Consider the following 25669-nt stretch of genomic DNA (forward strand, 5'->3'; position numbering starts at 1 on the left):
GGGAGGGCGAGCATATGAACCGCGAGCCCTCCTTCGTCAGCCTCGCCTTCGGTGACGGCAGGTTCGATCACGGCGACGTCCTCTTCGTCTCGATCCCGCCGCAGGCGCCGAGCGATCCTCGGCTCTGGGCGGAGACGATGTTCTCGCCGTCCTCGGTGCCGCGCGCCGTGCAGGGACTGTTCGCCGTGCGAATGCTCTTCGCTTCGCTGCTCGGCCTCCGACCAGCTCCGTCGGGTGTCTTCGACGTGCGCGAGGTGGTCGGCGACGAAGCCCTGATGGTGTTCGACGATGAACACCTGGATTTTCGATGCGCCGTCGGAGTGGACGTTCGCTCCGGGATCGTCAGGGTGACCACGGTGGTCCGGCTGCACGGGTGGCGCGGGCGGTTGTACTTCACTCCGGTGAGCCTGCTGCATCCGCTGATCGTGCAGTCGATGCTCCGTCGAACCAGACGGGTTCTCGTGCGCGGGAGGTGAGCGCCTCAGGCCGTTGCCCGCAGCACCAGCTCGATGAGGTCTCGGAGCTCATCGCCGTTCGGAATGAGTCGCTCGGGCCCGTGCACGTCGAGCGAGTTGTTGAAGTAGAGACCGTCGCTGACGAGCATCACGAGATCAAGACTCGCGTCGTCGCGCACATGAGGCCGGATCTGATCCGCCCAACGTCTGCGGACGTCTCTGAGTGCGTCTGCTGCCGCCGATGATCCGGCCTGAGCCAGCCGAGAAGCGGCGATGAGAGCCCGATCGAGCGCGTCATCCTCCATCACCGAGGTCCGCACGTAGTACGCGACCGGGCCTTCTGCGGCGGACGACATGCGCTCCAGGTCGGCCGTCGTCAGTGCATCCAGGCGCTCGAGCATCCCGGCGACGAGTTCGTCCTTCGAGCCGAAATGGTAGAGCAGGCCGCCCTTGGAGACACCCGCTGCCTTGGCCGTGGCATCCAGTGTGGCTGAGCGCTCTCCATCGGCGATGACGAGCGCCTCGAAGGCATCGAGGACACGTTCACGTGCGAGCGGCGGTCGGGGCATCGGGGTCCTGTCTCGGGAAAAATTCTGCCGATTCTGTTACTGTACCAGCTGGACGGTTTAGTAACGGGGCGTCCAAAAGATACTGAGAGGTGTTCCATGACGCGCACAGCGTCGATTCCCACGATCGATAACCATATCGAGACGGATGCGCCGCGAGCCGGTGCGCGCGGCTGGGCGGCACTCGTCGTCCTCATGCTGCCGGTTCTGCTGGTCTCGGTGGACAACACGGTGCTGAGCTTCGCGCTGCCCGAGATCTCCATCGCGCTCGGACCCACCGGAGCCGAGCAGCTGTGGATCATCGACGCCTACCCGCTCGTGCTGGCAGGGCTCCTGGTCACGATGGGCACGCTCGGCGACAGGTTCGGGCGTCGACGGATGCTGCTCATCGGCGCGACCGGCTTCGCCGCCGTGTCTGCGCTGGCCGCCTTCGCACCCACAGCGGGGCTGCTGATCGCCGCTCGTGCCCTCCTCGGATTCTTCGGCGCGATGCTGATGCCCTCGACGCTTTCCCTTCTGCGCTCGATCTTCAAGAACCGCGATCAGCGCCGCCTGGCGATCGCCGTCTGGGCATCCGCGTTCTCGGCTGGTGCCGCGCTCGGTCCGATCGTCGGCGGCTTCCTCCTCGAGCACTACGGCTGGGGATCGGTGTTCCTCATCGCGGTCCCCGTGCTCATCCCGCTGCTCATCGCGGCACCCCTGCTCGTCCCCGAGAGCCGTGACCCGAATCCGGGCCGGATCGATCCGATCAGCATCCTGCTCTCGATGGGCGCGATGATTCCGATCGTCTACGCGATCAAGTCGCTCGCCGTCGAGGGACCGACCGTGCTCGCCGCCGTCTGGACCCTGCTCGGCATCCTGCTGGGTGCCCTGTTCGTGCGGCGCCAGCTGCGCACGGACGTTCCGATGCTCGACATGGCTCTGTTCCGCCGGGGCTCGTTCTCCGGCGCGATCCTGGTGAATCTGCTCAGTGTCGTCGCCCTGGTCGGCTTCCTCTACTTCGTCTCCCAGCACCTGCAGCTCGTGCTGGGTCTGTCGCCCATGACGGCGGGCTTCGCACTCGTGCCCGGGATGGTCGCAATGATCATCGCAGGGCTCTCCGTCGTGCCCATCTCACGGCGGGTGCCCCCGCATGTGCTCGTCCCGTCGGCACTGGTGTTCTCGGTCGCCGGATATCTGATCGTCGCGTTCACCACGCACGAGCACGGCGTGCTGCCCCTCGTCGTCGCCTTCGTGGTGCTCGGGATCGGAATCGGCGCTGCGGAGACCATCTCGAACGAGTTGATCCTCTCCAGTGCGCCTGCCGAGAAGGCGGGAGCCGCGAGCGCGGTCTCCGAGACGGCGTACGAGCTCGGCGCTGTCCTCGGCACGGCCGTGCTCGGCGGGATCATCACCGCGTTCTACCGCGGAGCGCTGGTGATCCCCGATGGTCTGCCGCAGGATGCGGTGGATGCCGCGCGGGAGACGCTCGCAGGCGCGTACACGGCCGCGCAGGAACTCCCGGCGCAGCTCGGCGACACGCTCTGGAACGCCGCAGCCACGGCGTTCGGATCCGGAGTGACGGTGACGTCGCTGATCGGGGCCGGGCTCGTCGTGGCAGCCGGAGTGATCGCCGCCGTCACACTGCGCTCAGGGCGTATGCACTGACCAGTACGCTGGATGCACGCCCGCGCCGCGTCGGATCGCGGGCGATCCCGATGCAAGGAGTGTCATGTCGCGTGTCGTGAAGCTGGCCGTCATCCCGGGTGACGGCATCGGCCCCGAGGTCGTCGTCGAAGCCGAGAAGGTGCTCGATGCCGTCACCGCAGGCAGCGGCGTCAGCTTCGAAAAGACCCGCTTCTCGCTGGGCGCTGCGCGCTTCCTCGAGACCGGCGACACCTTGACGGACGATGATCTCGAGGCCATCGCCGCGCACGACGCGATCCTGCTGGGCGCCGTCGGCGGCACCCCGGGCGACCCCCGGCTGAAGGACGCCAACATCGAGCGCGGCCTGCTTCTGAAGCTGCGCTTCACGCTCGACCACTATGTGAATCTGCGTCCTTCGAAGCTGTTCCCCGGGGCTCCCGGGCCCCTCGCGAACCCCGGAGCGATCGATTTCGTCGTCGTCCGGGAGGGCACAGAAGGACCGTACGTCGGCAACGGGGGCGCGATCCGCAAGGGAACGCCCCATGAGGTCGCGAACGAGACCTCGGTGAACACGGCATTCGGCGTCGAGCGGGTCGTCCGCTACGCGTTCGACCTCGCCGAGCGTCGCCGCAAGAAGATCACCCTCGTGCACAAGACCAATGTCCTGGTGCACGCCGGTGGCATCTGGCAGCGCGTCGTGAACGAGGTCGCCGCCGAGCATCCGGATGTCACGGTCGACTACCTGCATGTGGATGCGGCGACGATCTTCCTCGTGACCGACCCCTCTCGGTTCGACGTCATCGTCACGGACAACCTGTTCGGCGACATCCTCACGGACCTCGCCGGAGCGGTCACCGGAGGCATCGGCCTCGCTGCCTCCGGGAACATCAACCCCGACGGCGCGTTCCCGTCGATGTTCGAGCCCGTGCACGGTTCGGCTCCCGATATCGCGGGACAGCAGAAGGCGGACCCGACGGCGGCGATCCTCTCGATCGCGCTGCTGCTCGACCACCTCGGTCTCGTGGAGGAGTCTCTGCGGGTCAGCGAAGCCGTCGAGGCCGATATCGCCGCACGCGACGGCGTGCCGCGCACCACGGCGGACATCGGTTCCGCGATCACTGCTCTGCTCTGACCAACTGGTTCTGAACGGCGGCGCGCATCCGCGGTTCGGGCGTAGGCTGAAACGGCGCGACGGAGCGCCCACCCACAAGGAATGGATGACGACATGACGACCATCGACGCAGAGGCGGCCGTGGCCCCGCTGGAGTTCACTGTGATGAAGAACCTGCAGGCAGCGGCGCCTGCACGTCTCGCTGAGGTGCTGGAGAATCCGGGCTTCGGCGTCAACTTCACCGATCACATGGTCGACATCTGCTGGTCCACCAAGGGGGGATGGCACCGTCCGCGCGTGCAGCCGTACGGCCCGATCGCGCTCGATCCCGCCGCATCCGTGCTCCACTACGCGCAGGAGATCTTCGAGGGCATCAAGGCCTACCGTCACGCCGACGGCTCGATCCACACGTTCCGCCCCGACCGGAACGCAGCTCGGCTGCAGGCGAGCGCGCGTCGTCTGGCTCTGCCCGAGCTGCCGACCGAGTACTTCATCCAGTCGCTGCGCGAGCTCATCGCCGTAGACGGCCGCTGGGTGCCCTCCGGCGCTGACCAGAGCCTGTACCTGCGGCCCTTCATGTTCGCGAAAGAGGCCTTCCTCGGTGTTCGCGCCGCTCAGAAGGTCGCCTACTACGTGATCGCCAGCCCGGCCGGTGCGTACTTCTCCGGCGGCATCAAGCCCGTGCGCATCTGGCTCTCCGAGGACTACGCCCGTGCCGGCCGCGGTGGCACAGGCAAGGCCAAGACCGGCGGCAACTACGCGTCCAGTCTGCTGCCGCAGGCCGAGGCGAGCGCGAAGGGCTGCGACCAGGTGGTGTTCCTCAACGAGGAGCGCAATGTCGAAGAGCTCGGCGGCATGAATGTCGTGTTCGTGTTCAAGGACGGTCGCGTCGTGACGCCGCAGTCCGACAGCATCCTCGAAGGCATCACGCGCGACTCGCTCCTGCAGCTCGCCGAGGACCGCGGATACACGGTCGAGCGCCGGCCGATCTCGATCGACGAGTGGCGTCAGGGCGTGGCATCGGGCGACATCGTCGAGGTGTTCGCCTGTGGCACGGCCGCCGTGGTCACCCCGATCGGCGCGCTCGTCAACGATGACTTCGAGGATGTGCAGCCGATCGGCGAGCTCGCACTCTCGCTGCGCGAAGAGCTCACCGACATCCAGTACGGCCGCCGCGAGGACCGGCACGGCTGGCTGGTCCGTCTGGACGCCTGAGGTTCTAGGCTGGACGGGTGAAGATCGCTCGGTTCAGCCACAATGACGCCATCACCTACGGAATCCTCGACGAGAAGGATCTGGTCGTCCTCGCCGGCGACCCCCTGTTCGCCGGATACGAGACGACGGGCGAACGCGTGCCGCTCGCGGACGCGGTGCTGCTCGCACCGGTCATCCCTCGGTCGAAGGTCGTCTGCGTCGGCAAGAACTATCACGACCACGCCGCCGAGATGGGGGGAGTAGCGCCGGAGGAACCGCTGCTGTTCCTCAAGCCGAACACCGCGGTGATCGGCCCTGGCGACACCATCGTGCGCCCGACCCTCTCGGAGCGCACCGAGTACGAGGGTGAGCTCGCGGTGGTGATCGGACGCATCGCCAAGAACGTCAAGGCGGCGGATGCCCTGGACTACGTGCTCGGCTACACGATCGGCAACGACGTGACGGCGCGCGACCTCCAGCGCAAAGACGGCCAGTGGTCGCGGGCGAAGGGCTTCGACACGTTCTGCCCGCTCGGCCCCGTGATCGAGACCGACTTCGATCCGGCATCCGCCACGATCGAGACCAGGGTGAACGGTGAAGTGCGCCAGCACGCGCCGCTCACCGACATGATCCACTCGATTCCGGCGATCATCGAGTACGCCTCGGCCGTCTTCACCCTGCTTCCCGGCGATGTCATCCTCACCGGAACGCCCGCAGGTGTGGGGATTTTCGAGGCGGGCGATACCGTCGAGGTCGAGATCACCGGCCTGGGCATCCTGCGCAATTCCGTGCGCGACGCGCTTCCCGCGTCATGACCGTCGTCGCGCTGACGGCACAGCAGCAAGCGGCCGTGCAGCGCCGCACGGTGCTGGTGCTGTCGATGGGCCAGGTGCTCGGCGGCATCGCCTTCGGCGCCACCGTCTCGCTGGGCGCACTCCTGGCCGCAGATATCTCGGGCGATGACGCGTTGTCCGGGCTGGCCACAGCGTCAGTGACTCTCGGAGCGGCGCTGTGCGCCATTCCGTTGGCGAAGCTTGCCGCCCGCGTCGGGCGCCGCCGTGCGCTCACGCTCGGGAACCTCTTCGCACTCGTCGGAATCGCTGTCGTGATCCTCGCGGCGGCTTTGCGCGTGTTCCCGCTGCTGCTCGTGGGCATCCTGTTGATCGGCGCCGGCAACGCCGGCAATCTCCAGTCGCGCTTCGCCGCCACGGACCTCGCCGCCCCCGCACATCGGGGTCGAGACCTGTCGGTCGTGGTGTGGGCGACGACGGTCGGCGGCGTGGCAGGTCCGCTGCTGCTCGGTCCGGGCGAGATCGTGGGCAAGGCGATCGGGATGCCGCCGCTGACCGGGTCGTACGTGTTCTCGTTCGTGGCGCAGTGCGCCGCCCTGCTGCTGTACATCATCGCGTTGCGCCCGGATCCGCTGCTGGCGGCTCAGCGCATCGCGAAGGCGGCAGCCGAGGCCACCGGCCAGGAGCGCGCCGACCGCCCTCTTGCCGCGCGCTACGCCATCTTCGCCGTCGCCGGCTCGCACGTCGTGATGGCGTCGGTGATGGCGATGACACCGGTGCATCTCGCGCATATGGCGCACGGCGCACACGGTGGGTACGCCTCGTCGGCAGACGTCTCGCTGCTGGTGGGCGTGACCATCGCGATGCACGTCGCCGGTATGTACGCTCTCTCGCCGGTATTCGGCATCCTCGCCGACCGGTGGGGTCGCCTGCGGGTGGTGCTCTTCGGTCAGGTGCTGCTGGTCGGCGCGCTGGGCTTCGCGATCTTCGCGAACTCCTCGCCTGCGGGCGTGATGATCGCGCTCGTCCTGCTCGGGCTCGGCTGGAGTGCCGCTACCGTCGCCGGCGCGGCACTGCTGACCGAAGCGAGCGCGCCGGACGTGCGCACGGCACGCCAGGGGCGCAGTGACTCGCTGATGAGCCTGTCCGCTGCGGCCGGAGCGGTGCTCGCCGGTGTGATCCTCTCCAACTTCCAGTACGCCGGACTCGGCACGGCGGCGTTCGCGATCGTGACCGCGATCGTCGCCCTTTCACCGCTCGCTCGGAGGGGCATGCGATGAAGCCGTGGGCGGGCGTCGGTGAGGCGTACGCGTCGTCATATGCGGCACTCTGCGCCGGAACCACGGATGCTCTCGCAGCAGAACTCGGACCGGCATCCGGCCGTTCGCTGCTGGACGTCGGCTCAGGAACCGGAATGGTCGCCGCGCGCTTCGCGGCGGACGGGTGGGACGTGACCGGTTGCGAACCGGAAGCGACGATGCGTGCGGTCGCCGCACGAGAGCATCCGAGACTCGCCGTCATCGCCGGATCCCTCCCTGACCTGCCGTTCGACGAGGCCGCATTCGACGCCGTCATCGCGAACTTCGTCCTCAACCATGTCCACGATCCACGACAGTCGGCACGAGAACTCGCGCGGGTGAGTGCGGACCGGGTGGCAGCGACGATCTGGCTGGCTTCGCCGTCCTGGTTGTGGCACGAGGTCTGCGCGCGTGCCGGCCTTGAACCTGTCGCGGGGGAGCGGCTCGCGCCGGACAAGGATTTCGAGCGCACCGCGGAGGGGTTCGCCGGAATGCTCCGCGCCGCCGGTTGGCGCGACGTCCTCGTGTCGGAGCTCAGCTGGACGTGGCACGCCGAACCGGCCGCGCTGTGGGCGTCGGCCGAGGGCGGTGTGGCGTCTGCCGGCGCGTTCTACCTGAGTCTTGACGAGGCAGGTCGTGACGACTTCCGTCGTGCTTTCGATGACGTGTGTGCCGATCGCTCCGTCGACGGGGTCCTCGCCCTCCCACATACTGCCGCCATCGCGTCCGGCCGGCGCGGCTGAGGCGGACGGGGCAGTGACGGATCGGCGCGGTATCAGCGCGCCGTAGGATTGGAGGGCTATGGCTACCCCTCACCCCCTCACCACGACCGCAAGCGGCGCTGACGTCCGCGTTCGCTTCTGCCCTTCGCCGACCGGCCTGCCGCACGTCGGCATGGTGCGCACCGCTCTGTACAACTGGGCCTACGCCCGTCACAACGGCGGCAAGATGATCTTCCGCATCGAGGACACCGATGCCGCCCGCGACAGCGAAGAGAGCTTCCGCCAGCTCGTCGACGCGCTCACCTGGCTCAAGATCGACTGGGATGAGGGCGTCGAGATCGGCGGCCCGCATGCGCCGTACCGGCAGTCGCAGCGCCACGATATCTACCAGGGCGTGATCGACAAGCTCGTCGCGTCGGGTGCTCTGTACGAGAGCTACTCGAACGCGGAAGAGATCGACGCCCGCAACGAAGCGAACGGGCGGGCCAAGCAGCTCGGCTACGACAACTTCGACCGCGAGCTCACCGATGAGCAGAAGGCAGCGTTCCGCGCCGATGGGCGTCAGCCCGCGTTGCGACTGCGGGTGCCCGACGAGGACTTGACGTACGTCGACCTCATTCGCGGCGAGGTGACGTTCCCAGCAGGATCCTTCCCCGACTTCGTCGTCGTCCGCCCGAACGGCGTGCCGCTGTACACCTTCGTCAACCCCGTCGACGATGCGCTGATGGGCATCACGCACGTGCTGCGCGGCGAGGATCTGATGCCGTCGACCGCCCGCCAGCTCGCGCTGTACGCTGCGCTGATCGACGCCGACGTCACCACTTTCGTGCCGCGCTTCGCCCACATGCCGCTGGTGCTGGGGGAGACCGGCAACAAGAAGCTCTCCAAGCGCGACCCGCAGGCCGACCTCTTCCTGCACCGGGAGCGCGGCTTCATCCACGAGGGCCTGCTGAACTACCTGGCGCTGCTGGGCTGGTCGATCGGCCACGACCGCGACGTCTTCTCACTCGAGGAGTTCACCGCCGCGTTCGACATCGAGAACGTGAACCCGAATCCGGCGCGCTTCGACCAGAAGAAGGCCGAGTCGATCAACGGGGACCATATCCGGATGCTCGATGTGAAGGACTTCGCCGAACGGAGCATCCCGTACCTTGCTGCGGCCGGCCTGTTCGATGAGCCAACCCATGAGCAGCTGGTTCTCGCCTTCCGTGCCGCACCGCTGGTGCAGGAGCGCGTACAGCTTCTCGGCGAGGTGCCGGGGATGCTCGGCTTCCTCTTCACCGACGAGATCTCATACGAGGCGGATGCGCTGAAGGGACTGCCGGCGAACGCCGCGGAGGTGCTGGAAGCGTGCGTCGCCGCCCTCGAGCCTTTGACGGACTTCACGCCGGCGGCGATCCAGGATGCTCTCGCCAGCGCACTGGTCGAGAAGCTCGAGCTCAAGCCTCGCGTCGCCTACGGTCCGCCGCGTGTGGCGATCACGGGGCGCCGTATCTCGCCGCCGCTCTTCGAGTCGATGGAGCTGATCGGCAAGGACGAGTCACTGCGACGCCTCCGGGCCCTCGCGGAGCTCCGAAAGGACTGACGACGCGCCCGAGCGGGCTGCCGACCGGGCTGTTTTGGTGTTCCGGCCGCCGCTCGGGTAAGCTTGACTCTTGGTGCGAGGCCCTGGTTTCGCCCTTGGGGTATGGTGTAATTGGCAACACGGCGGTTTCTGGTTCCGTTGTTCTTGGTTCGAGTCCAGGTACCCCAGCAAGATTGAAACCCCCGCTCAGGCGGGGGTTTTCTTGTTCTCGGATCCCTTCATCTCGGATGACGTGGTTATCCACAATGTCGGCGTACCCCGGCGTGGAGTAGCGTCACCTCCGATCCAGAGATGCCGTTCGAGTGGCGGCGTCCTCGAGAAAGGGAATCCACCATGAGTGCTGCGAAGACCCGAAATCCGATTCACAGGAGAAGCACGGCGAAGAGCGTCGTCGCACTCCTGGTCGCAGGTGCGCTCGTCATCGGCGGCACCTCCGCCGCGCAGGCGCACGGGTGGGTCGGTGGAGCCGGCAGCGAGCTCACGGCGCGTGCCGCATTCACCGCGAACACGAACCTCGGCGCGGTTCAGTACGAGCCGCAGAGCCTCGAGGGGACCGGTGGGTTCCCGGTGACCGGACCGGCCGATGGTCAGATCGCTTCAGCGGGCAATTCGCGCTTCGGAGAGCTCGACGCTCAGAGCGCGACGCGATGGGCGAAGAACAACGTCACGCCCGGCCCGCACGTGTTCGGCTGGGCTTACACGGCGCCGCACCCGGCGGCGGAATGGCGCTACTACATCACGAAGGTCGGCTGGAACCCGAACGCTCCGCTCGACCGTGGCGACTTCGAACTTCTCACGGTGGTCCCGCACAACGGCACAGCAGCGAACACGAACCCCGCGCACACGATCACGATCCCGTCCGACCACACCGGTTACCACGTCATCCTCGCGGTGTGGGAGGTCGCTGACACGGCCAACGCCTTCTACAACGTCATCGACGTCAATATTTCGGGCAGTGGGACCACGCCCACCCCGACGCCCACCCCGACGCCCACCCCGACGCCTACGCCGACTCCCACGCCGACACCGCGCCCCACGCCGACAAACGGGCCCGACGTCACGGCACCGACGACACCGACCGGGTTGCACAGCATGGCGACGAAGTCGACGAGTATCGACCTGATGTGGACAGCCTCGAGCGACAATCGTGGCGTCGTGGGCTACCGCATCGAGCGATCACTCGGCAACGGAGCCTTCCAGCAGATCGTTCAGGTCGCGGGCACCAGCCACATCGACACAGGGCTGTCGCCGTCGACTTCGTACCGCTATCGGGTGAGTGCGGTGGATGCCGCAGGCCACGCGTCACCAGCAAGCGCGGTGTTCTCGGTGACAACTGCGACGGAGACAGGCCCGACGGTGCCGGTGTGGAGCCCTACAGGCACGTACACGAAAGGCGACGTCGTGACGTACAACGGCCTCCAGCTCGTCTGCCAGCAGAGTTACCAGGGCGTCGGTGACCCCAACTGGATCAACGCGCTCTCGTTGTGGAAACCGAAGGCATGACCCGCGGTGCTCGCTGGTCGCGGTGGGAACGCCCTCGTCCAAGTCGCCCCTGTGCGCGGACCCGTCGACGCGCTACATTCGCACTGAGCGACTGCGCACGGCGGACGCGGTCTGGAGGTATCCCGTGAAGTGGTTCGCGTCGTCGCCCTCGACTCGTCGTCCCTCGATGCTCGCGGCCGGGTTTCTCGCTGTCGGTCTGGCACTCACCGGATGCGCGGCACCGACCAGTGGCGACGGCGGTGGCAATGCGCTGCCGCCGGTCATCGCCGATCTGACGAAGATCGACGGCACGACGGTGACGGTCGTCGAAGGAAACGTCATCGATCTCGTCGGTGACGACGAAGACTACCTCGACTGGAAGGCCGAGATCGACGACGAGGCCATCGTCTCGTTCACACCCGGCAAGGATGACGGCTCCGCCCAGTTCAATCCGGGCCTGACCGCGAAGAAGGTCGGCGAGACCGACGTGGTCCTCTCCAACGATGCCTCGGGCGATGAGGTCGCCTTCACCGTCGAGGTGACTCCGAAGAAGTAGCTCCGGTCGGAGGCACTACTCGCACTCGCCGATGAAACCGAGATAGCAGACGGCTTCGTGCGTGACGGCGGGGCGGGCGTCGTTGTTCGATACCTCGCGCGTCGATACCTCTGCCGTCCGATGCAGATGGCCGTACGTGCCGAGCGTGGCGACGACGCCGTCAGCGCCGGCGGCCTTCATCTCGTCGATGGACGAGAGATAGTCGTCGCAGAGAGCCGTTGCGGTCGCCGTGAGATCGACATCCGCGCACGCCGCGTTGTACTGGACGACCATCGCATTGGTGCAGTCCGCCCAGCCCTGGTCCACCCAGCACGGGTTCACGGTGTCCATGGTGACGTCGTACAGTCCGGTCTCGTACTCCTCGCTGTGGAATGTCTCCGGCTGCTCAGGAATGTCGATCTTCGTCCAATGCCGAGCCGTCGCGAACGCGGCGACGACGACGATCACGGCGATCAGGATCAAAGCTCCGAGTATCGACAGCAGTACCCAGAGCCCGGTGTTCTTCTTCCCGGGGGTGGATCCGGCCGCAGGAGTCGAGACCGGCGCCGGTGCGGCGTTCACGATCGTCGCCGGTGCAGCATTGACGAACGGCGTCGGCAGCGGCATGGTCGGAAAGAAATCGTGGGCTCCTGCAGCCGCAAAGACCGGTTCCGGATTCGAGGCGAGCCAGTGCGCGTAGTGCGCCTGGGAAAGCTGCGCATCCGCATGGACGTGCTGCGCCTGGGCATCCGACATCCAGATGCCCAACGCGTCCCTCGTCTCGGCGTGCAGCAGAGCGGCATGGAACTCGTTGAATGACACCGGCATACTCGAGATGATCTCAGAAGCGGGCGGTAACGATCAATTCCGGAGGGTGGGCTCAGATGAACGAACGGGTGCTGCAGATGCGGCTGGTGGTCGAGGCGGCGGATTACGACGAGGCCGTCGCCTTCTATCGTGACGTGCTCGGCGCACCGGAGGAGCTGTTCGTCGACAGCGGGGACGGCGCTCGTGTGACGATCTTGGATGTCGGACGGGCAACGCTCGAGCTGAGCACCCCGGAGCAGGTCGACCTCATCGACGATGTCGAGGTCGGGCGCCGGGTGAGCCCGCGTCTGCGCGTGGCATTCGAGGTCGTCGATGCGGCCGCGATGACCGCAGACATGGAGGCGGCGGGGGCCGAGGTGATCGCGCCGCCGACGCGCACGCCGTGGGATTCGCTCAATGCTCGGCTCGACGCGCCGGGGGACTTGCAGATCACCGTGTTCGAGGAGAGTCGCTGACGTCGAGGCTGCCCGCACGACCCTGATGTCGGTGGCATCCGGAAGAATGATCGGGTGACCGGTATGAAGACGTTCTGGAATGCCCTGCCCGCTGAAGGGCGATGGCTGCTGTCGACGGTCGCGATTCAAACGCTCGGCCGGGGGATGACCCTCCCGTTCACGATCATCTACTTCCATGAGGTTCGCGGCTTCGACCTCGGGCTCTCGGGCGCGCTGATGAGCCTCATCGCGATCACCGGCCTCATCGTCACCGGTCCGGGCGGGACCCTCATCGACCGTTATGGCGCCCGCAGAGTGCTGCTCGCGGGTCTCGTGGCGATGATCGCGGGATGCGCACTGCTGGCCTTCGCATCGCATCCGGCGGTCGCGGCCATCGCCGTCATCCTCATCGGCATCAACTTCGGGGTGTCCTGGCCCGGCTTCAACGCCCTCATCGCCACCGTTGTCGACGGAGAGGTTCGCCAGCAGTATTTCGGTGTCAACTTCGCGCTCGTGAACCTCGGAATCGGTGTCGGCGGCGTGATCGGCGGATTCTTCGTCGATGTGACCGATCCGGGTACCTTCACCACGATCTTCCTCATCGACGCCGTGAGCTGCCTCATCCCGCTGGCTCTGCTTCTCGGGCCGCTGCGCCACGTCCGCACAGAGGACGTCGAAGAGGGCGCCCCACCCGCTGGCGGCTATCGAGAGATACTTCGGCGTCCGGTGGTGCTGTGGCTGACCGTTCTGACGTTCCTCGCCGTCTTCATCGGCTATGGGCAGATGGAGGCCGGATTCCCCGCCTTCGCACGTCAGGTGTCAGAGGTCTCGACGCGCGTGGTCGGACTGTCGTTCGCGGTGAACACCGCGGTCATCGTGCTGCTGCAGTTCGCCGTGCTCCGGTTCATCACCGGTAAGCGCCGCACCCGAGTCATGCAGGTGATGGCCCTGATCTGGGCCCTGTCGTGGCTGCTGCTCGGTGCGACCGGCTTCCTCCCGGATTCCCTGGCGGCGGCGATCGGAGTCCTCGCGTTCATGGGTGTCTTCGCGTTCGGCGAGACCATGCTGCAGCCGACCGTGCCCGCGATCTACAACGATCTCGCCTCCGACCGCACGCGCGGCCGGTACAACGCGATCAACTCGGCGGCGTTCCAGGGCGGTGCCATCACCGGTCCCCTCGCGGCCGGCTTGCTCCTGGGGGCGGGGCTGGATGGCTGGTTCATCGCTGTGATGGTCGCCGGCGCTCTAGGAGTCGGCGTGCTCGCGATCGTGCTCGAGCGCGTCGTTCCGGCGTCGGCCAACGGCGCGGAGGAGGAGACAACGCCGATCGCGGTCGACCAGGAGATGTAGACGTCGGGGCTAAGCCGGGACCACTCTGGCATCGGTGCCCGGGTATACCAGGCCCTCGTGGCCGTCGGTCCAGCGCACCAGATACGGCGGTGCGCCGTCTTCTCCTCGAACGTCGAGCACCTCAGCCTCACGGCGGTGCTCGGAGTCCGTGTGGCCCTCCACGATCAGACGATCGCCTGCCTTTGCCTTCATGATCCTCGCCTCCGCGATTTCGGCGAAACTGATGAATTCAGACTGCTCCGGATTCATCGACGGGACAAGGGGCCTCATCACGATTCCTGGAGTGGCGGGTGGTCGATGAGTCCACGGAGACTAGAGAGAACCCGGCGCGCCCCACTGGAGGAGCACGCAGGCGATCATGCCGACCAGCGTGACTGCGGCCATGCTCAGGAAGCAGAAAGCCATCCGTTGCAACCGCTGCGGTCCGGGCGACGCAGCGAGACGCACCGTGACCATCGCCGCGTACAGGGCGACCATGAGCACGATCGTCGCGATCGCGACCATGCCCGCAGAACGTCCGGTCGCCACGATGCCCACAAGGGGGATCAGGCAGATCGCGGTGAAGACCGCACCCACGATGAGCCAGATCGCTCCCGACGACGTGCGCAGAGCCGGCTGATTTCGCACGCGCGACGGGTCGTCCGCCGAATCGCCGACGCGGCTCCGCACTGGGCCCCGAACCATGATCGGTCTCCTTCCCCAGAATTGCATCCGAGCATCGTCCTTTCGACGACAAGCGAGAAGTCCCTGGACAACAGGCTCTCCCGGGTATAGGGCATCCCGCTTCTATCACCGGCTGCGAAGGAGTGCCACCCCCTTCCGAAGGAGAGCGCGACTCCCACATCCTGAGGCGATGCGCCGGCAGGCCGCTGACGCGCGAACATGGAGGCTGAAGGATGGCATCGCTGATCCGTGTGGTTCCCGGCGAGCAGGCAGGATTCCGTCGGGTCCGGGCGGGCAGCGGATTCCGCTATCTCGACGAGACGGGAGCCCCCGTCGGGGACGGCGATCGCGAGCGCATCCGCGACCTGGTGATTCCCCCCGCGTGGGAGGACGTCTGGATCGCCGCAGAACCGCTCGCGCACATCCAGGCGGTCGGAACCGACGAGGCCGGACGTCGCCAATACCTCTACCACCCGCTCTGGCGCGCCCGTCGCGATCGACGCAAGTTCAGTCGCGCGCTCGCCCTCGCGAAGGCGTTGCCGGCAGCGCGTGCCCGGGTCACCCGGGGGTTGCGAGACGAGGAGGCATCCCGGGACCGGGTGCTCGCGACGGCATTCCGGTTGCTGGACGATGCGGCTCTCCGCATCGGCTCGGAGCGCTATCTCGTGCGGCACGGGAGCAGGGGACTGACGACATTGCGGCGGCGAGATGTGATGGTGGACGGATCGACGGTCGCACTCTCGTTCCCTGCGAAGAGCGGGCGACGCGCCGCCATCGAGATCACCGATTCTGTTCTCGCCGACGCGCTCACCGACCTTGCCGCCGGTCCTGGGCGAGCCCCCCTGCTCGCTTACAGGCGAGGGCGCCGCCGCGTCCGGATCACACCCGGTGAGGTCAACGCCTATCTCCGCGAAGTGACCGGAGGCTCGTTCACCGCGAAAGATTTCCGCACCCTGCACGGCACGATCCTCGCTGCCGACGCGTTGGCCCGCATCGGCGCACTCGACTCGGCGCGCGAACGTCGGCAGGCGGAGCGGATGGCCGTTCAGGCGACAGCTGCAGCGCTCGGCAACACCACGGCGGTCGCCCGTGGCAGCTACATCGATCCGCGGGTCTTCCGTCTGTACGCCCGCGGACGGATGCTCGATCTGACCGTCTCGCCGGAGACCGCGATCCGCCGGCTCTTCGAAGGCGAGTGAGACGGACGCCGGATACGCGCAGCAGTCCGAGTCGATCTCTCCGCCGTGAAACGATGGAGGCATGAACTCAGCGAACCTCACCAGGGAAGAGACCGCGGCGCGATCCGCAGCGGTCACCCTGCGCAGCATCCGGGTCGAACTGGACCTGACCGGAGCCCCGGAGCGATCCCGCACCGGCTTCCCGACGACGACCACGCTCGAGTTCGACAGCACCGTTGCTGCAACCTGGCTCGACTTCATCGGCGAGAGCGTCGACCGTGTCAGCGTCAACGGCGTCGATCAGAGCATCGACTACGACGGCGCGCGCATCGCACTGACCGGCCTCGAACAGCGCAACATCGTGCGCGTCGAGGCGATCGGGGCGTACAGCCGCTCCGGCGAAGGCCTGCACCGCTTCCACGACCCGGCCGATGACGCGACCTACCTCTACACACAGTACGAGCCGGCGGACTCACGGCGGGTCATGGCCTGCTTCGAGCAGCCCGATCTGAAGGCGTCGTACACCTTCGTGGTCGATGCCCCCGCAGGATGGGAGGTGCTTTCCAACCAGTCGCCGGCGACAGTCGATCGCGGCGTCGGAGTGCAGCGCGTCGAGTTCGCGCCCACCCTTCCGATCTCCAGCTACATCACCGCCGTCGCCGCCGGGCCGTACGTCCGGGTCGAGGGGGAGTGGCGCCGTGACGAACAGCACATCGCGCTCGGCGTCTTCGCACGGCGATCGCTGGCGCAGCACCTCGAGGCGGACGAGATCCTCGAGGTCACCGGGCAGGGTCTCGACTTCTTCACGGATGCCTTCGCCTACCCGTACCCGTGGGGGAAGTACGATCAGATCTTCGTTCCCGAGTACAACCTGGGCGCGATGGAGAATCCAGGCCTCGTCACTTTCACCGAGGCCTACCTGTCCCGAGGCGCGGCGACCGACGCGCAGCGCGCCGGCCGGGCGAACACGATCCTGCACGAGATGGCGCACATGTGGTTCGGCGATCTCGTCACGATGCGCTGGTGGGACGACCTGTGGCTGAAGGAGTCCTTCGCCGATTACATGGGATCGCACGCCTCGGCAGCCGCCACCCGCTACACCGATGCCTGGGCGAAGTTCGCCGCGAACCGCAAGGCGTGGGCCTATCAGCAGGACCAGCTCCCGACGACGCATCCGATCGTCGCCGACATCATCGACCTCGAAGCTGCGAAGCTCAATTTCGACGGCATCACCTACGCCAAGGGCGCTGCCGTGCTGAAGCAGCTCGTCGCCTTCGTCGGCGACGATGCCTTCTTCGAGGGTGCCAGACGCTACTTCGCGACCCACGCATTCGGAAACACCACGTTGGAAGACCTGCTCACGGAGCTGAACGCCGTATCCGGGCGGGACATGCGCGCCTGGTCTCGCGCGTGGCTGGAGACGACGGGAATGTCCACGATCCGGCTGGAGACGGATGCGGCAGGGCAGCGGACGATCGTGCAGAGCGATCCGCGACCACACCGGCTGCGCGTCGGAATGTACGAGCGGACCGACGGGCGCGTCGTGCGGCGCGAACAGATCTCCATCGACATCGCCGAGGAACGGACCCCGGTCGATCTCCCCGAGGCGGACCTCGTCATCGTCAACGATGACGACCTGACCTACGCGAAGGTGCGCCTCGACGAGCGTTCGCTGGCGTGCGTGGAAGAGTCCCTCTCCGACATCGAAGACCCGCTGGCGCGTGCCTTGGTCTGGTCGTCGCTGTGGAACGCCACTCGCGACGGGGAGCTGTCGGCCAGACGGTATCTCGCCGTCGTGCGCAACCACGCTCCGCGTGAATCCAGCATCGGTCTGCTCGTCGGAATCCTCGCCAACGCGGCGTTCGCTGTCCGCCACTTCGTCGCCGACGATGCGCGCGCCGACGAACAGCAGGCTTGGACGGCGGCGGCCTGGGCCGCACTGCAGGGTGCCGAGGCCAGGAGCGACGCTCAACTGTCGTGGGCACGCGCATATGCCTCCGCATCCGCGTACGACGGCACGCACAGCGGTGAGGTGCGCGCCCTCCTCGACGGGAGCGTGCCCGACGGCCTCACCGTCGATCCCGATCTGCGCTGGCAGCTGCTCACTGCACTCGCGACCACGGGGAATGCCACGGCGGAAGACATCTCGGACGAGCAGATGCGCGACGACACGGCAACCGGGCGCACGGCCGCGCGGCGCGCTCTCGCTGCACGCCCGGTGGCCGCCATCCGCGCGGCCGCGTGGGATGCGGCGTGGAACGACCTCACTCTGAGTAACGATCACCTGGACGCGGAGATCGCGGGGTTCCGTGCCGGTGGGCGCCGGGACCTGATCGCGGGATTCGACGAGGCCTACTTCTCGCTGATCGCCGAGGCCTGGCGCTCGCGCAGTATCGAACTGGCCCAGCGCCTCGTGGTCGGGATGTTCCCGGCTGCGGACTCGCTGGAACTCGTCGATGCCTGGCTCGAGGGCAACGCCTCAGCTCCGGCCGCCCTGCGTCGCCTGGTCATCGAGCAACGCGATCACCTGGCGCGCGATCTCAGGGTGCGGGCGGCGCACTGACGCTGGATGCCGGAGCGGCATCGACTTGCATGCCCATGACCGTGCGCACGATCCAGGGATGGGCGTGGTCGTCGGCGATGTGCGTCATGCCGAGCTTCTCGGCGACCCCGCGGGACGCGTCGTTGTCGGGATGGATGATCGCGGTCAGCAGGGTGGGCGCGAATTCGCGCCGAACCAGGTCGACACAGGCGCGAGCCGCCTCGGTCGCGAAGCCGCGACGCTGCATCGCTGCGCGCACTTGATACCCGACCTCGAGGAGAGGGACGCCATTGGCGGACTGCCAGGTGACGCCGCAGCCTCCGACGAACTCGCCATCGTGCGTCTCGATGATCCATAAGCCGTGACCGTCTTCGGCGTAGCGCTGCTGGTTCCGAGCGATCCAGTCGGCGCTCTCGTCCCGCGTCTTCGGTGCGGGATAGAAGGCCATGACCTCAGGGTCGCCGAGCATCGCGGCCATCGCGTCCAGATCCTCCGGCACCATCTCCCGGAATCGAAGCCGTGCGGTGGGTGCGGGAAGAAGCCGGCGGACCGGCATCAGAGGTCGATCGCTTCGCCGGGTTCCAGCGCGAAGAACTCGCCGGCTCCCTGTTCCGTCGCCCATTGCAGGCGCTGACGGTGCATGCCTTTGCCGATGACGGACAGCGTCATATCGTGGGTACCGAAAGCCCGGCGCGGCTGCACGGCGAGAACGAAATCCATCGCGTCGCCGATTCGCAGCCAGGGCGCCCCCAGGGGCGCGGCGAGCGTGTCCACTTCGACATCGACGGGCACCGCGTAGGAGTCGCCGGGGTAGTAGAGCTTGTCGTTCACCAGAACGCCCAGGTTCTCGATCGTGGGAAGCGAGGAGTGGATGACCGCGTGCTCACCGCCGAAGAAGCGCAACGTGAAGTCGCCCGCCTCGACCGTGTCACCCGGTGCGACGACCGTGATCTCGTAGCCTTCGGCGGCGCGTGCAACACCTGCGGGCGCGAAGATCGGCGTGCCGGGCGCCACGCGCAGGATGCGGTCGAGATGCTCCGGCGTCCAGTGATCCGGATGCTCGTGCGTGATCACGACGCCCACGAGGGCGGTGAGATCATTCAGCGGGGTCGTGAACGAACCCGGGTCGATCAGCAGGGTCCCTCCGGCCTCGTCGATCCGGAGGCAGGCGTGTTCGAATTTCGTGACGCGCATGAGACGAGTCAACTCCGTCCCCGCGCCCGGGGCAAACCCGTTCCCGTTCGCGCCACGCCCGGGCATCCGGTCGGTGCCGCCACGATTTTGCGGAGGGAGAATCGGCATGGCATACTTGAACGGTTGTCGCGGCACGGAAACGTTCCGCCAGACGGCCCCATCGTATAGCGGCCTAGTACGCTGCCCTCTCACGGCGGTAACGCGGGTTCGAATCCCGCTGGGGTCACACAACACGAAAGCCCTCGGTTCGCCGAGGGCTTTCGTCATTTCAGGCCACCGTGCGAGTCCACCGAGAACCTGTCATCCACAGCGCCACCCACGTCCCGACGAGGGCGACGGCTGCGAGCAGCAGATCGAGCCCATAGGCCGTGATCGCCAGCACCGGAACCACGAACAGCACGACAGCGACCACGGTCGTGGAAGGGGCGGAGAAGCGCGGGGTTCCGGACGCCGGGGCTTCCTCGAACCGCACCACCCACAGCGAGAGCAACCATACGGCGCCCAGCACGACGACCAGGAACACCGGACGCGTCCACCACCAGGCGGGACTCCCCGGCGAGGGCATCGGAAGCGGCAGCAGCAGCTGAATGCCGGTGAGCACCATGATCATCGGTAGGTGCCAGAGGTAGATCGTCATCAGGCGGGAACCGAGCAGGAACACCACGGCCCGCGCGGGCCGGGTGCGCATGAGCGCGGTGAGTGGAGCGTGCAGGAGCGTGAGACCGGATGCCTGTACGACGGCGAGCACCGCCATCGTCGCGGTCGGCGGCCACTGATTGCCCAGCATGCTCCACGAGTAGCCGCCGATCGAAACCATTCCGAACAGCAGCGCATAACCCGCGACCATCAGCAGGGCGAGCTGCCACCAGCGGCGCTTCGCGAACCAGCCGTCGAACAGGAAGAATCCGACCTGCTGAGCGAACAGCCACACGAAGACGACGTTGGGGACCCCGACGAGCTCGTCGCCGAATCCATAGCCCGCCGACGGAACCGGGCCGACGCCGAGCACGCCCATCACGAGGACATATCGGACGGCGTCCACCAGGACCGCCGCGATGATCAAGGCGAGCGGGACCCATCCGCGGTAGCGCTCGTGCAGGCGCATCATGGTCGGCGAGAGCGCCTGCACGATCATGTACGCGGCCAGGAACCACAGGGGAGAGCCCACGCCGATCGCGATCGTGTCGACGAGCGCCGGGTCGAGGTCGATGATCCGCGTGGCGGCGAGCACCAGTGTGAAGAACGCGAACAGGGGGAGTGCCGGTCGCGCGAGGCGCGCCAGACGAATCCGGATGAACCGGTCGGCGGTCTCCCCGCGGGCGACGGCGGAGCGCCAGCCGGCCCGCGCAGCGTATCCGCCGACAACGAAGAACAGCGGCATGATGTTCGCGATCCAGGACGCCGGGGTGAACCAGGCCTGGAGCTCGACGGTGCGCTCGATGAGGAGAGATCCATCCGGGCGGTGGCCGACGCCGGTGAACAGGATGTGCACGAACACGACGAGCGCCACGCACGCGACCCGGGTGAGATCGAGCGTCAGATCTCGCCCGGCGGGCACGGTGCGAACCTTCGAATCAGTGGCGGCGCTGCTCATGCCGATGACTCTAGCGGGGTGTGATCGGGTCGTTCGAGGGGGCTCAGCGGGTTTCCGCGGTCTCGCGCGGAGCGACTGGCGGCTGACGGAGGGACAGCTCGCGGAACGTCCGGTTGCGCAGCGGAACGATCATGATCGCCGCCATGGCTGCTCCGTAGAGCGCGAACGGAACCCACAGCGCCGTCGCCGTTGCGAGCGCGCCGAAGCAGGCCATCGCGAGCGGCATCAGGCAGTCGTCTCCGAGCCGCGTGATCGACCCCATCCGTCCGAGGTAGGCGGTGTCGACGGTGGCCGCGAAGGTCGAACTCAGCAGCACGGATGCGTAGCCCGCGGTCGCGCCGATGAGGAATGAGGAGGCGGCGACGCTCCAGAGCGGCCCGAGACCCAGCGCCACGATGCCGGCGCCCTGAACGACAAGCGCCCAGAATCCGGCGTAGGCCTCGCGCCGGGGTCGCCACCGGGCGACTGAGACAGCGCCGAGTGCCGCGCCGAGGCCGAGGAGCGCTTCGAACAGCCCGAGTGCCTGCGCGCCCCAATCCTGGTCGTGTGCCCGCAATGCCAGACCGATTCCGACTGCCGGGCCCACGGCGAGATTCAGACCGGACAGGGCGATGACGAGCGTTCGGGTCGTCGGTGCTTCACGCAGATGGGCGAAGCCGCGGGCGATGCCGCGCAGCGCCGACTCCCGGTCGGCACGCGCGAGGGCGAACCGAGGCCGCAGCCAGATCGCGATGAACGCGACCACCAGAGTGAACGTCAGGGCGTTCACGGAGGCACTGCCACTGAGTCCGACATGCGCGACCAGGATGCCGCCGATCGCCGCGCCGGCCATACTGCCGAGTCGCGACGCGGTCTGCGAGACGGCGCTGTACGAGGGCAGGTCGGAAGGGCGCACCAGTTGCCGGGCGATCGTGCCCGCGGACGGTTCGTAGAATGCGTCGCAGACCCCGAACGCGATCGCCGCGAACAGCAGGACGGCGACGGACGGCGGTGTGGCGAGTACCCACAGCGCGACTGTCACCAGCACGACCACGCGGAGAGCGTTGAACAGCATCATGACGCGCCTCGCATCCGCCCGATCGGCGATGACTCCACCGAAGAGCAGGATCACCGCGCGTGGCACCGTTCCGGCGGCGATGATGAGACCGGCGACAGCGGGGGAGGTGATCTGCACGGCCGTCCAGGCGAGCGCGATCGTCCAGAGAGCGTCGCCGGCGTCGGAGAGCGCCTTCACGCCGATCCAGGCGTGCACCGCGATGTCGCGACGAAACACCGGTGGTTCGCGCAGCTGAAGTGGTTCGGTGGCGGTCATCACGGCTCCGTCGGGAAGGCGTGGGCGAAGAAGAAGACGGGCGTTCGCTCGCGACCGTCGGCCCTGTCGATCGATGTGCGCCAGTCGGCGAGGGTGCGGCCCAGCCGCTCGGAGAGATCCTGCAGCTCGGCGGGGGTCGCCCACCCGAGTGTCTCGATGTTGAAACCGTCGTAGTCCGGCAGCTCACGCGCGCGATGGCGTCGGCGCCAGCGCTGCAGTCGATCGATCTGCCCGCGGATGCCGTTCCGCTCCGCCTCGCGCGCAAGCAGCGCATCCGCCGGCGCGTCGGCGTAGTCATCGGCCGACCAGGTGAAGCTGTGCCGGGACAGCACCCACCAACTGGTCCGAAGGTCACCGTCGGGGTCTTCCGCGCGTTCGACCACGCCCGCCCGCTCGAGCATCCGCAGATGGTGGCTGATGCTGCCGACCTGGCTGTCGAGCGCGCGCGAGATCGCCGTCACCTGAGACGTCCCGTAGAGCAGCAGGTAATCGAAGATGCGGCGTCGGAGCGGGTGGTGCACGGCGGTGATCACGGAGATGTCTTCCACGTCGACAACGCTATGCACGGACGATCAAGAGCACAAGACTTCTTGTATACCCCGGAAAATCAATGAAAAGTCGCTCCCGAGATGAACTCGGGAGCGACTTTTCGTCAGTGTTCCGTCTCAGCTCTCATCGGAGGCGGTCGCCGCCGCCCTGCGATGACGGCGAGCCCTTCGGATCAGCCAGATCACGAGCACGATGATGCCGACGACGCCCAGCCAGGGGAGGACGAATCCGAGCGCGATCACCAGGGCATTGAGCGACACGACGAGGCCGTTCCAGCCGGCGAGCAGTCCATCGCCGAAACCGGCGGGGTCCGCCGTCGTCGGCGCCGCGGTCTCCGTGAGTTGCACCTGCAGCGTCGACATGGCGACCTGGTCCTCCAGAGCAGCGAGCTGCTGTTCGTACGACTCCAGCTGGGCCTGACGGTCGGTCAGCGCGACCTCTGCCTCGATGAGCTCAGAGACACTGCCCGACTGCGACATCAGCTCGGTCAGGCGCACCACCGATGCCCGGGTGGCCTCCACCCGTGCCCGCAGATCGATGGCTGTCGACGTCACGTCCTGCTTGGAGATCGACGTGGAGAGCACGTCTCCGGAGTTCTTGAGAGCTTCGATCACGGCGGTGAGGTCGGCAGACGGAACGCGGATGCTGATCCATCCGTATCCGGCGTTCGGGGGAGCGGGCATCGACGTGTCGACGGTCGCGAGCGACTTGCCGATGTCGGTGCTCTCCACGTATCCGCCGTGCTCCTCGGCGAGAGTGGAGATCGCTGCCGCCGCTTTCGCGATGTCCTTCACCTGGACGGTGGCGTTCGCGTTGGCGATGATCTCGCGGGCGGATGCTTCGTCCGCCGCCAGCGGGACCATCTCGGTCGCTCCGCCTGAGCTGTCGGCGTCGGACTTGGGCGCGCTTTCGGCGGAAAGGTCCTGTGCGCCGCTGTCGTACTCCGTCCCGGTGCTCCAGCCGTCAGCGGTACTCGTGGCTCCTCCGGAGCCGACGATGCCGAGGATCGGGGGCGTGACGAGCACGCCGACCACGAACGCCGCGGCGATTCCGCCGCCGGTGAGCCAGCGTCGGCGTCGGGTACGGGCACGGTCGACAGACGGGCGCGCCGACGGCCGCTGTGCTGCGATCTCCGTGAAAACCGCGTTCTCGATGCGGTCGATGGTCGCATCCGACAGCGGCGGCAGTGTCTCGGTGGTGGTCTGGTCGTTCATGCGTCTCTCGCTTCCTTCACGGCGCCGCGCAACTGAGTGCGCACTCGGGAGAGACGGTTCCGAACGACCGCATGACTGACCCCCAGCTCTTCGGCGGCCGCCTGATAGGCGTATCCCTCCGAAGCGCACAGCCGGAAGATCTCCTGGTCGAGTTCGCTCAGCGAACCGACCTCCTCGGCGATCCGTGCGGCGAGTGCGGCGGTGATGACCTGCTCCTCGACGCTGACCGTGTCCGGCAGCGTCTCATCAGCGGCATCCGTGGTGTGCGCCTGGTCGCGACGGCGCTGCCGAAGACGATTCGCTGCCTGGAATCGGCAGATGGTCGCCAGCCACGGGAGGATCGATTCCCCCTGCAACTCGAAGTCGGGCAGCTTGCGCCATGCGACCACGAAGGTCTCCTGGGTGACGTCCTCGGCATCGGCGGGCGAGCCGAGGATGCCGTGGGCGATCCAGTAGACCGGACGCACGTGGGCTCGGTACAGCTCCCGGAAGGCGCTCTCGTCACCCGCCGCGGCCTGTGCCGCCCATCTCTGATCAGTCGTCTGCACGGGGCATCCTGTTCCGTTCGGTGTCTCTCACCCTGAAAGTGTCGACGGATGCCCCATCGTCTCAGAAGACGTCCGGATCAGTGCGCCGGCTGCGCGTGAGCCTTGGCCAGCGTCTGCTGGGACATCCGGTCGATCCACGCGAGGGCGATGGCAGAGAGGATGAACACCATGTGGATGACGACCTGCCAGAGCACGCCGGTGGGGGTATAGCTGCCGAGGCCATCCACCTCGGAGGAGGAGACACCATCCGCATCCATGTTGCCGACGGCGATGAAGGTCTTCAGCAAGTGGATCGAGGAGATGCCGATGATCGCCATCGCAAGCTTCACCTTGAGCACGTTGGCGTTCACGTGCGAGAGCCACTCCGGCTGATCGGGGTGTCCTTCGGTGTTGATGCGCGACACGAAGGTCTCGTAGCCGCCGATGATGACCATGATGAGCAGGTTCGCGATCATCACCACGTCGATGAGTCCGAGGACCGCCAGCATGATCGTTGCTTCGTTGATGTGGGTGATGTCGCTGAAGACATCCTCTGCGATCAGGTGCCAGAGCTCGACCATGAAGACGATGACGTAGACGATCTGGGCGACGATCAGTCCGAGGTAGAGGGGAGCCTGCAACCAGCGGCTGACGAAGATGAGAGAGCCGATGGCGCGGGCCCATGAATTCTGGGCCGGGGTCTCGAGGGGAGCGATGCCGTGTTCGACGTGTTCATGCGAAGTCTGTGTCACGACGACCATTTCATCATGTTCGGGATGCTCCGGTAGCATTGTCGTGCGAGAGGGAGTATCCCATTTCCGCGCGCATCGTCATCACGAGCATCATCTTCGCTGCTCCGGGCGCGCGACGCACTCTGTGCGGGGGAGAGACTTTCGGCTCATTTCCGACCCTCCCTCGA

26 protein-coding genes and 2 tRNA genes are annotated in these 25669 nt (G+C 67.1%); 16 read left to right on the forward strand and 12 right to left on the reverse strand.

What is annotated here, in order from left to right; translation table 11 throughout:
- The first annotated feature begins 14 nt into the window (after nucleotides 1-14).
- The gene (locus MRBLWH12_RS03865; RefSeq protein ID WP_363546306.1) at nucleotides 15-476 is read left to right on the forward strand and encodes a DUF2867 domain-containing protein; all 462 of its coding nucleotides are present in this window, start codon (nucleotides 15-17) and stop codon (nucleotides 474-476) included.
- 5 nt (nucleotides 477-481) lie between these two features.
- Here the strand turns inward: MRBLWH12_RS03865 and MRBLWH12_RS03870 are convergent, their stop codons facing one another.
- A complete protein-coding gene (locus MRBLWH12_RS03870; protein WP_363546309.1) occupies nucleotides 482-1024 on the reverse strand; it encodes a TetR/AcrR family transcriptional regulator in 543 nt (180 codons plus the stop codon).
- Nucleotides 1025-1120: 96 nt separating this feature from the next.
- On the opposite strand from MRBLWH12_RS03870, the gene MRBLWH12_RS03875 reads away from it, so the two are divergent.
- The 10 genes from MRBLWH12_RS03875 to MRBLWH12_RS03920 all read left to right on the forward strand — a co-directional run bounded on the left by MRBLWH12_RS03875 (nucleotide 1121) and on the right by MRBLWH12_RS03920 (nucleotide 11386).
- Nucleotides 1121-2668 carry an MFS transporter gene (locus tag MRBLWH12_RS03875; RefSeq protein WP_363546312.1) on the forward strand — a complete coding sequence of 516 codons (1548 nt, stop codon included), beginning with the start codon at nucleotides 1121-1123 and terminating at the stop codon, nucleotides 2666-2668.
- 64 nt (nucleotides 2669-2732) lie between these two features.
- Nucleotides 2733-3779 (forward strand): 3-isopropylmalate dehydrogenase, encoded by a 1047-nt coding sequence (locus MRBLWH12_RS03880; RefSeq protein WP_363546314.1) that lies wholly within the window; start codon nucleotides 2733-2735, stop codon nucleotides 3777-3779.
- 93 nt (nucleotides 3780-3872) lie between these two features.
- Nucleotides 3873-4973, forward strand: a complete 1101-nt coding sequence (locus MRBLWH12_RS03885; RefSeq protein WP_363546317.1) for a branched-chain amino acid aminotransferase — start codon at nucleotides 3873-3875, stop codon at nucleotides 4971-4973.
- A gap of 17 nt (nucleotides 4974-4990) precedes the next feature.
- Nucleotides 4991-5767, forward strand: a complete 777-nt coding sequence (locus tag MRBLWH12_RS03890; RefSeq protein ID WP_341975032.1) for a fumarylacetoacetate hydrolase family protein — start codon at nucleotides 4991-4993, stop codon at nucleotides 5765-5767.
- Entirely contained in the window at nucleotides 5764-7023 is a 1260-nt protein-coding gene (locus MRBLWH12_RS03895) for an MFS transporter (protein ID WP_363546320.1), read from the forward strand. Before MRBLWH12_RS03890 ends, MRBLWH12_RS03895 begins: the two co-directional genes overlap by 4 nt.
- Complete coding sequence (locus MRBLWH12_RS03900; RefSeq protein WP_363546321.1) at nucleotides 7020-7784, forward strand: class I SAM-dependent methyltransferase; 765 nt, start codon at nucleotides 7020-7022, stop codon at nucleotides 7782-7784. The genes MRBLWH12_RS03895 and MRBLWH12_RS03900 overlap by 4 nt, the downstream gene beginning before the upstream one ends.
- A gap of 58 nt (nucleotides 7785-7842) precedes the next feature.
- Nucleotides 7843-9348, forward strand: a complete 1506-nt coding sequence (gltX, locus tag MRBLWH12_RS03905; protein WP_363546324.1) for a glutamate--tRNA ligase — start codon at nucleotides 7843-7845, stop codon at nucleotides 9346-9348.
- A gap of 96 nt (nucleotides 9349-9444) precedes the next feature.
- Nucleotides 9445-9516: transfer RNA gene (locus tag MRBLWH12_RS03910), tRNA-Gln, on the forward strand.
- Between the two features lie 165 nt (nucleotides 9517-9681).
- Nucleotides 9682-10851, forward strand: coding sequence for a lytic polysaccharide monooxygenase (locus MRBLWH12_RS03915; protein ID WP_363546327.1), 1170 nt, complete (start codon nucleotides 9682-9684; stop codon nucleotides 10849-10851).
- A gap of 124 nt (nucleotides 10852-10975) precedes the next feature.
- Nucleotides 10976-11386, forward strand: a complete 411-nt coding sequence (locus tag MRBLWH12_RS03920; protein WP_341975027.1) for a hypothetical protein — start codon at nucleotides 10976-10978, stop codon at nucleotides 11384-11386.
- Between the two features lie 15 nt (nucleotides 11387-11401).
- Here the strand turns inward: MRBLWH12_RS03920 and MRBLWH12_RS03925 are convergent, their stop codons facing one another.
- The gene (locus MRBLWH12_RS03925; protein WP_363546330.1) at nucleotides 11402-12193 is read right to left on the reverse strand and encodes a hypothetical protein; all 792 of its coding nucleotides are present in this window, start codon (nucleotides 12191-12193) and stop codon (nucleotides 11402-11404) included.
- 56 nt (nucleotides 12194-12249) lie between these two features.
- Here MRBLWH12_RS03925 and MRBLWH12_RS03930 point away from each other — a divergent pair, with 56 nt between their 5' ends.
- Together MRBLWH12_RS03930 and MRBLWH12_RS03935 are read left to right on the forward strand one after the other, a co-directional pair.
- Nucleotides 12250-12648 carry a VOC family protein gene (locus MRBLWH12_RS03930; protein WP_341975025.1) on the forward strand — a complete coding sequence of 133 codons (399 nt, stop codon included), beginning with the start codon at nucleotides 12250-12252 and terminating at the stop codon, nucleotides 12646-12648.
- A 63-nt stretch (nucleotides 12649-12711) separates the two neighbouring features.
- Nucleotides 12712-13977, forward strand: coding sequence for an MFS transporter (locus tag MRBLWH12_RS03935; protein ID WP_363551296.1), 1266 nt, complete (start codon nucleotides 12712-12714; stop codon nucleotides 13975-13977).
- Nucleotides 13978-13986: 9 nt separating this feature from the next.
- Here the strand turns inward: MRBLWH12_RS03935 and MRBLWH12_RS03940 are convergent, their stop codons facing one another.
- Complete coding sequence (locus tag MRBLWH12_RS03940; protein WP_341975024.1) at nucleotides 13987-14169, reverse strand: DUF1918 domain-containing protein; 183 nt, start codon at nucleotides 14167-14169, stop codon at nucleotides 13987-13989.
- Nucleotides 14170-14289: 120 nt separating this feature from the next.
- Nucleotides 14290-14661, reverse strand: coding sequence for a hypothetical protein (locus MRBLWH12_RS03945; RefSeq protein WP_341975023.1), 372 nt, complete (start codon nucleotides 14659-14661; stop codon nucleotides 14290-14292).
- Between the two features lie 212 nt (nucleotides 14662-14873).
- Here MRBLWH12_RS03945 and MRBLWH12_RS03950 point away from each other — a divergent pair, with 212 nt between their 5' ends.
- The gene (locus tag MRBLWH12_RS03950) at nucleotides 14874-15839 is read left to right on the forward strand and encodes a DNA topoisomerase IB (RefSeq protein WP_363546334.1); all 966 of its coding nucleotides are present in this window, start codon (nucleotides 14874-14876) and stop codon (nucleotides 15837-15839) included.
- 61 nt (nucleotides 15840-15900) lie between these two features.
- The gene (gene pepN, locus MRBLWH12_RS03955) at nucleotides 15901-18381 is read left to right on the forward strand and encodes an aminopeptidase N (RefSeq protein WP_363546337.1); all 2481 of its coding nucleotides are present in this window, start codon (nucleotides 15901-15903) and stop codon (nucleotides 18379-18381) included.
- Here the strand turns inward: pepN and MRBLWH12_RS03960 are convergent.
- Together MRBLWH12_RS03960 and MRBLWH12_RS03965 are read right to left on the reverse strand one after the other, a co-directional pair.
- Nucleotides 18359-18916 (reverse strand): GNAT family N-acetyltransferase, encoded by a 558-nt coding sequence (locus MRBLWH12_RS03960; RefSeq protein ID WP_341975020.1) that lies wholly within the window; start codon nucleotides 18914-18916, stop codon nucleotides 18359-18361. The two genes, pepN and MRBLWH12_RS03960, sit on opposite strands and share 23 nt — an antisense overlap.
- Complete coding sequence (locus tag MRBLWH12_RS03965) at nucleotides 18916-19554, reverse strand: MBL fold metallo-hydrolase (protein ID WP_341975019.1); 639 nt, start codon at nucleotides 19552-19554, stop codon at nucleotides 18916-18918. The genes MRBLWH12_RS03960 and MRBLWH12_RS03965 overlap by 1 nt, the downstream gene beginning before the upstream one ends.
- A gap of 153 nt (nucleotides 19555-19707) precedes the next feature.
- On the opposite strand from MRBLWH12_RS03965, the gene MRBLWH12_RS03970 reads away from it, so the two are divergent.
- Nucleotides 19708-19780 (forward strand) — tRNA-Glu (locus MRBLWH12_RS03970).
- A gap of 42 nt (nucleotides 19781-19822) precedes the next feature.
- On the opposite strand, the gene MRBLWH12_RS03975 is transcribed toward MRBLWH12_RS03970, so the two are convergent.
- The 6 genes from MRBLWH12_RS03975 to MRBLWH12_RS04000 form a co-directional block, all read right to left on the reverse strand.
- Nucleotides 19823-21148 carry an acyltransferase family protein gene (locus MRBLWH12_RS03975; protein WP_363546341.1) on the reverse strand — a complete coding sequence of 442 codons (1326 nt, stop codon included), beginning with the start codon at nucleotides 21146-21148 and terminating at the stop codon, nucleotides 19823-19825.
- Between the two features lie 43 nt (nucleotides 21149-21191).
- Nucleotides 21192-22460 carry an MFS transporter gene (locus MRBLWH12_RS03980; RefSeq protein ID WP_363546343.1) on the reverse strand — a complete coding sequence of 423 codons (1269 nt, stop codon included), beginning with the start codon at nucleotides 22458-22460 and terminating at the stop codon, nucleotides 21192-21194.
- Complete coding sequence (locus MRBLWH12_RS03985) at nucleotides 22460-23008, reverse strand: winged helix-turn-helix domain-containing protein (RefSeq protein ID WP_363546346.1); 549 nt, start codon at nucleotides 23006-23008, stop codon at nucleotides 22460-22462. The genes MRBLWH12_RS03980 and MRBLWH12_RS03985 overlap by 1 nt, the downstream gene beginning before the upstream one ends.
- A gap of 117 nt (nucleotides 23009-23125) precedes the next feature.
- Nucleotides 23126-24223, reverse strand: coding sequence for a DUF4349 domain-containing protein (locus MRBLWH12_RS03990; protein WP_363546349.1), 1098 nt, complete (start codon nucleotides 24221-24223; stop codon nucleotides 23126-23128).
- Nucleotides 24220-24771, reverse strand: a complete 552-nt coding sequence (locus MRBLWH12_RS03995) for an RNA polymerase sigma factor (protein ID WP_341975014.1) — start codon at nucleotides 24769-24771, stop codon at nucleotides 24220-24222. Before MRBLWH12_RS03995 ends, MRBLWH12_RS03990 begins: the two co-directional genes overlap by 4 nt.
- 77 nt (nucleotides 24772-24848) lie before the next feature.
- Nucleotides 24849-25511: a TIGR00645 family protein gene (locus MRBLWH12_RS04000; protein ID WP_363546352.1), complete on the reverse strand. Its 663-nt coding sequence runs from the start codon at nucleotides 25509-25511 to the stop codon at nucleotides 24849-24851.
- Nucleotides 25512-25669: the final 158 nt, after the last annotated feature.

Source organism: Microbacterium sp. LWH12-1.2 (assembly GCF_040675825.1).
In the GTDB taxonomy this organism is placed as follows: domain Bacteria; phylum Actinomycetota; class Actinomycetes; order Actinomycetales; family Microbacteriaceae; genus Microbacterium.

What these genes read in the sequence shown, in the direction of transcription:
- MRBLWH12_RS03865 (WP_363546306.1), top strand. Translation starts at nt 15, where the DNA reads ATGAACCGCGAGCCCTCCTTCGTCAGCCTCGCCTTCGGTGACGGCAGG.
- MRBLWH12_RS03870 (WP_363546309.1), bottom strand. Translation starts at nt 1,024, where the DNA reads ATGCCCCGACCGCCGCTCGCACGTGAACGTGTCCTCGATGCCTTCGAG.
- MRBLWH12_RS03875 (WP_363546312.1), top strand. Translation starts at nt 1,121, where the DNA reads ATGACGCGCACAGCGTCGATTCCCACGATCGATAACCATATCGAGACG.
- MRBLWH12_RS03880 (WP_363546314.1), top strand. Translation starts at nt 2,733, where the DNA reads ATGTCGCGTGTCGTGAAGCTGGCCGTCATCCCGGGTGACGGCATCGGC.
- MRBLWH12_RS03885 (WP_363546317.1), top strand. Translation starts at nt 3,873, where the DNA reads ATGACGACCATCGACGCAGAGGCGGCCGTGGCCCCGCTGGAGTTCACT.
- MRBLWH12_RS03895 (WP_363546320.1), top strand. Translation starts at nt 5,764, where the DNA reads ATGACCGTCGTCGCGCTGACGGCACAGCAGCAAGCGGCCGTGCAGCGC.
- MRBLWH12_RS03900 (WP_363546321.1), top strand. Translation starts at nt 7,020, where the DNA reads ATGAAGCCGTGGGCGGGCGTCGGTGAGGCGTACGCGTCGTCATATGCG.
- gltX (WP_363546324.1), top strand. Translation starts at nt 7,843, where the DNA reads ATGGCTACCCCTCACCCCCTCACCACGACCGCAAGCGGCGCTGACGTC.
- MRBLWH12_RS03915 (WP_363546327.1), top strand. Translation starts at nt 9,682, where the DNA reads ATGAGTGCTGCGAAGACCCGAAATCCGATTCACAGGAGAAGCACGGCG.
- MRBLWH12_RS03925 (WP_363546330.1), bottom strand. Translation starts at nt 12,193, where the DNA reads ATGCCGGTGTCATTCAACGAGTTCCATGCCGCTCTGCTGCACGCCGAG.
- MRBLWH12_RS03930 (WP_341975025.1), top strand. Translation starts at nt 12,250, where the DNA reads ATGAACGAACGGGTGCTGCAGATGCGGCTGGTGGTCGAGGCGGCGGAT.
- MRBLWH12_RS03935 (WP_363551296.1), top strand. Translation starts at nt 12,712, where the DNA reads ATGAAGACGTTCTGGAATGCCCTGCCCGCTGAAGGGCGATGGCTGCTG.
- MRBLWH12_RS03940 (WP_341975024.1), bottom strand. Translation starts at nt 14,169, where the DNA reads ATGAAGGCAAAGGCAGGCGATCGTCTGATCGTGGAGGGCCACACGGAC.
- MRBLWH12_RS03945 (WP_341975023.1), bottom strand. Translation starts at nt 14,661, where the DNA reads ATGGTTCGGGGCCCAGTGCGGAGCCGCGTCGGCGATTCGGCGGACGAC.
- MRBLWH12_RS03950 (WP_363546334.1), top strand. Translation starts at nt 14,874, where the DNA reads ATGGCATCGCTGATCCGTGTGGTTCCCGGCGAGCAGGCAGGATTCCGT.
- pepN (WP_363546337.1), top strand. Translation starts at nt 15,901, where the DNA reads ATGAACTCAGCGAACCTCACCAGGGAAGAGACCGCGGCGCGATCCGCA.
- MRBLWH12_RS03960 (WP_341975020.1), bottom strand. Translation starts at nt 18,916, where the DNA reads ATGCCGGTCCGCCGGCTTCTTCCCGCACCCACCGCACGGCTTCGATTC.
- MRBLWH12_RS03965 (WP_341975019.1), bottom strand. Translation starts at nt 19,554, where the DNA reads ATGCGCGTCACGAAATTCGAACACGCCTGCCTCCGGATCGACGAGGCC.
- MRBLWH12_RS03975 (WP_363546341.1), bottom strand. Translation starts at nt 21,148, where the DNA reads ATGAGCAGCGCCGCCACTGATTCGAAGGTTCGCACCGTGCCCGCCGGG.
- MRBLWH12_RS03980 (WP_363546343.1), bottom strand. Translation starts at nt 22,460, where the DNA reads ATGACCGCCACCGAACCACTTCAGCTGCGCGAACCACCGGTGTTTCGT.
- MRBLWH12_RS03990 (WP_363546349.1), bottom strand. Translation starts at nt 24,223, where the DNA reads ATGAACGACCAGACCACCACCGAGACACTGCCGCCGCTGTCGGATGCG.
- MRBLWH12_RS04000 (WP_363546352.1), bottom strand. Translation starts at nt 25,511, where the DNA reads ATGGTCGTCGTGACACAGACTTCGCATGAACACGTCGAACACGGCATC.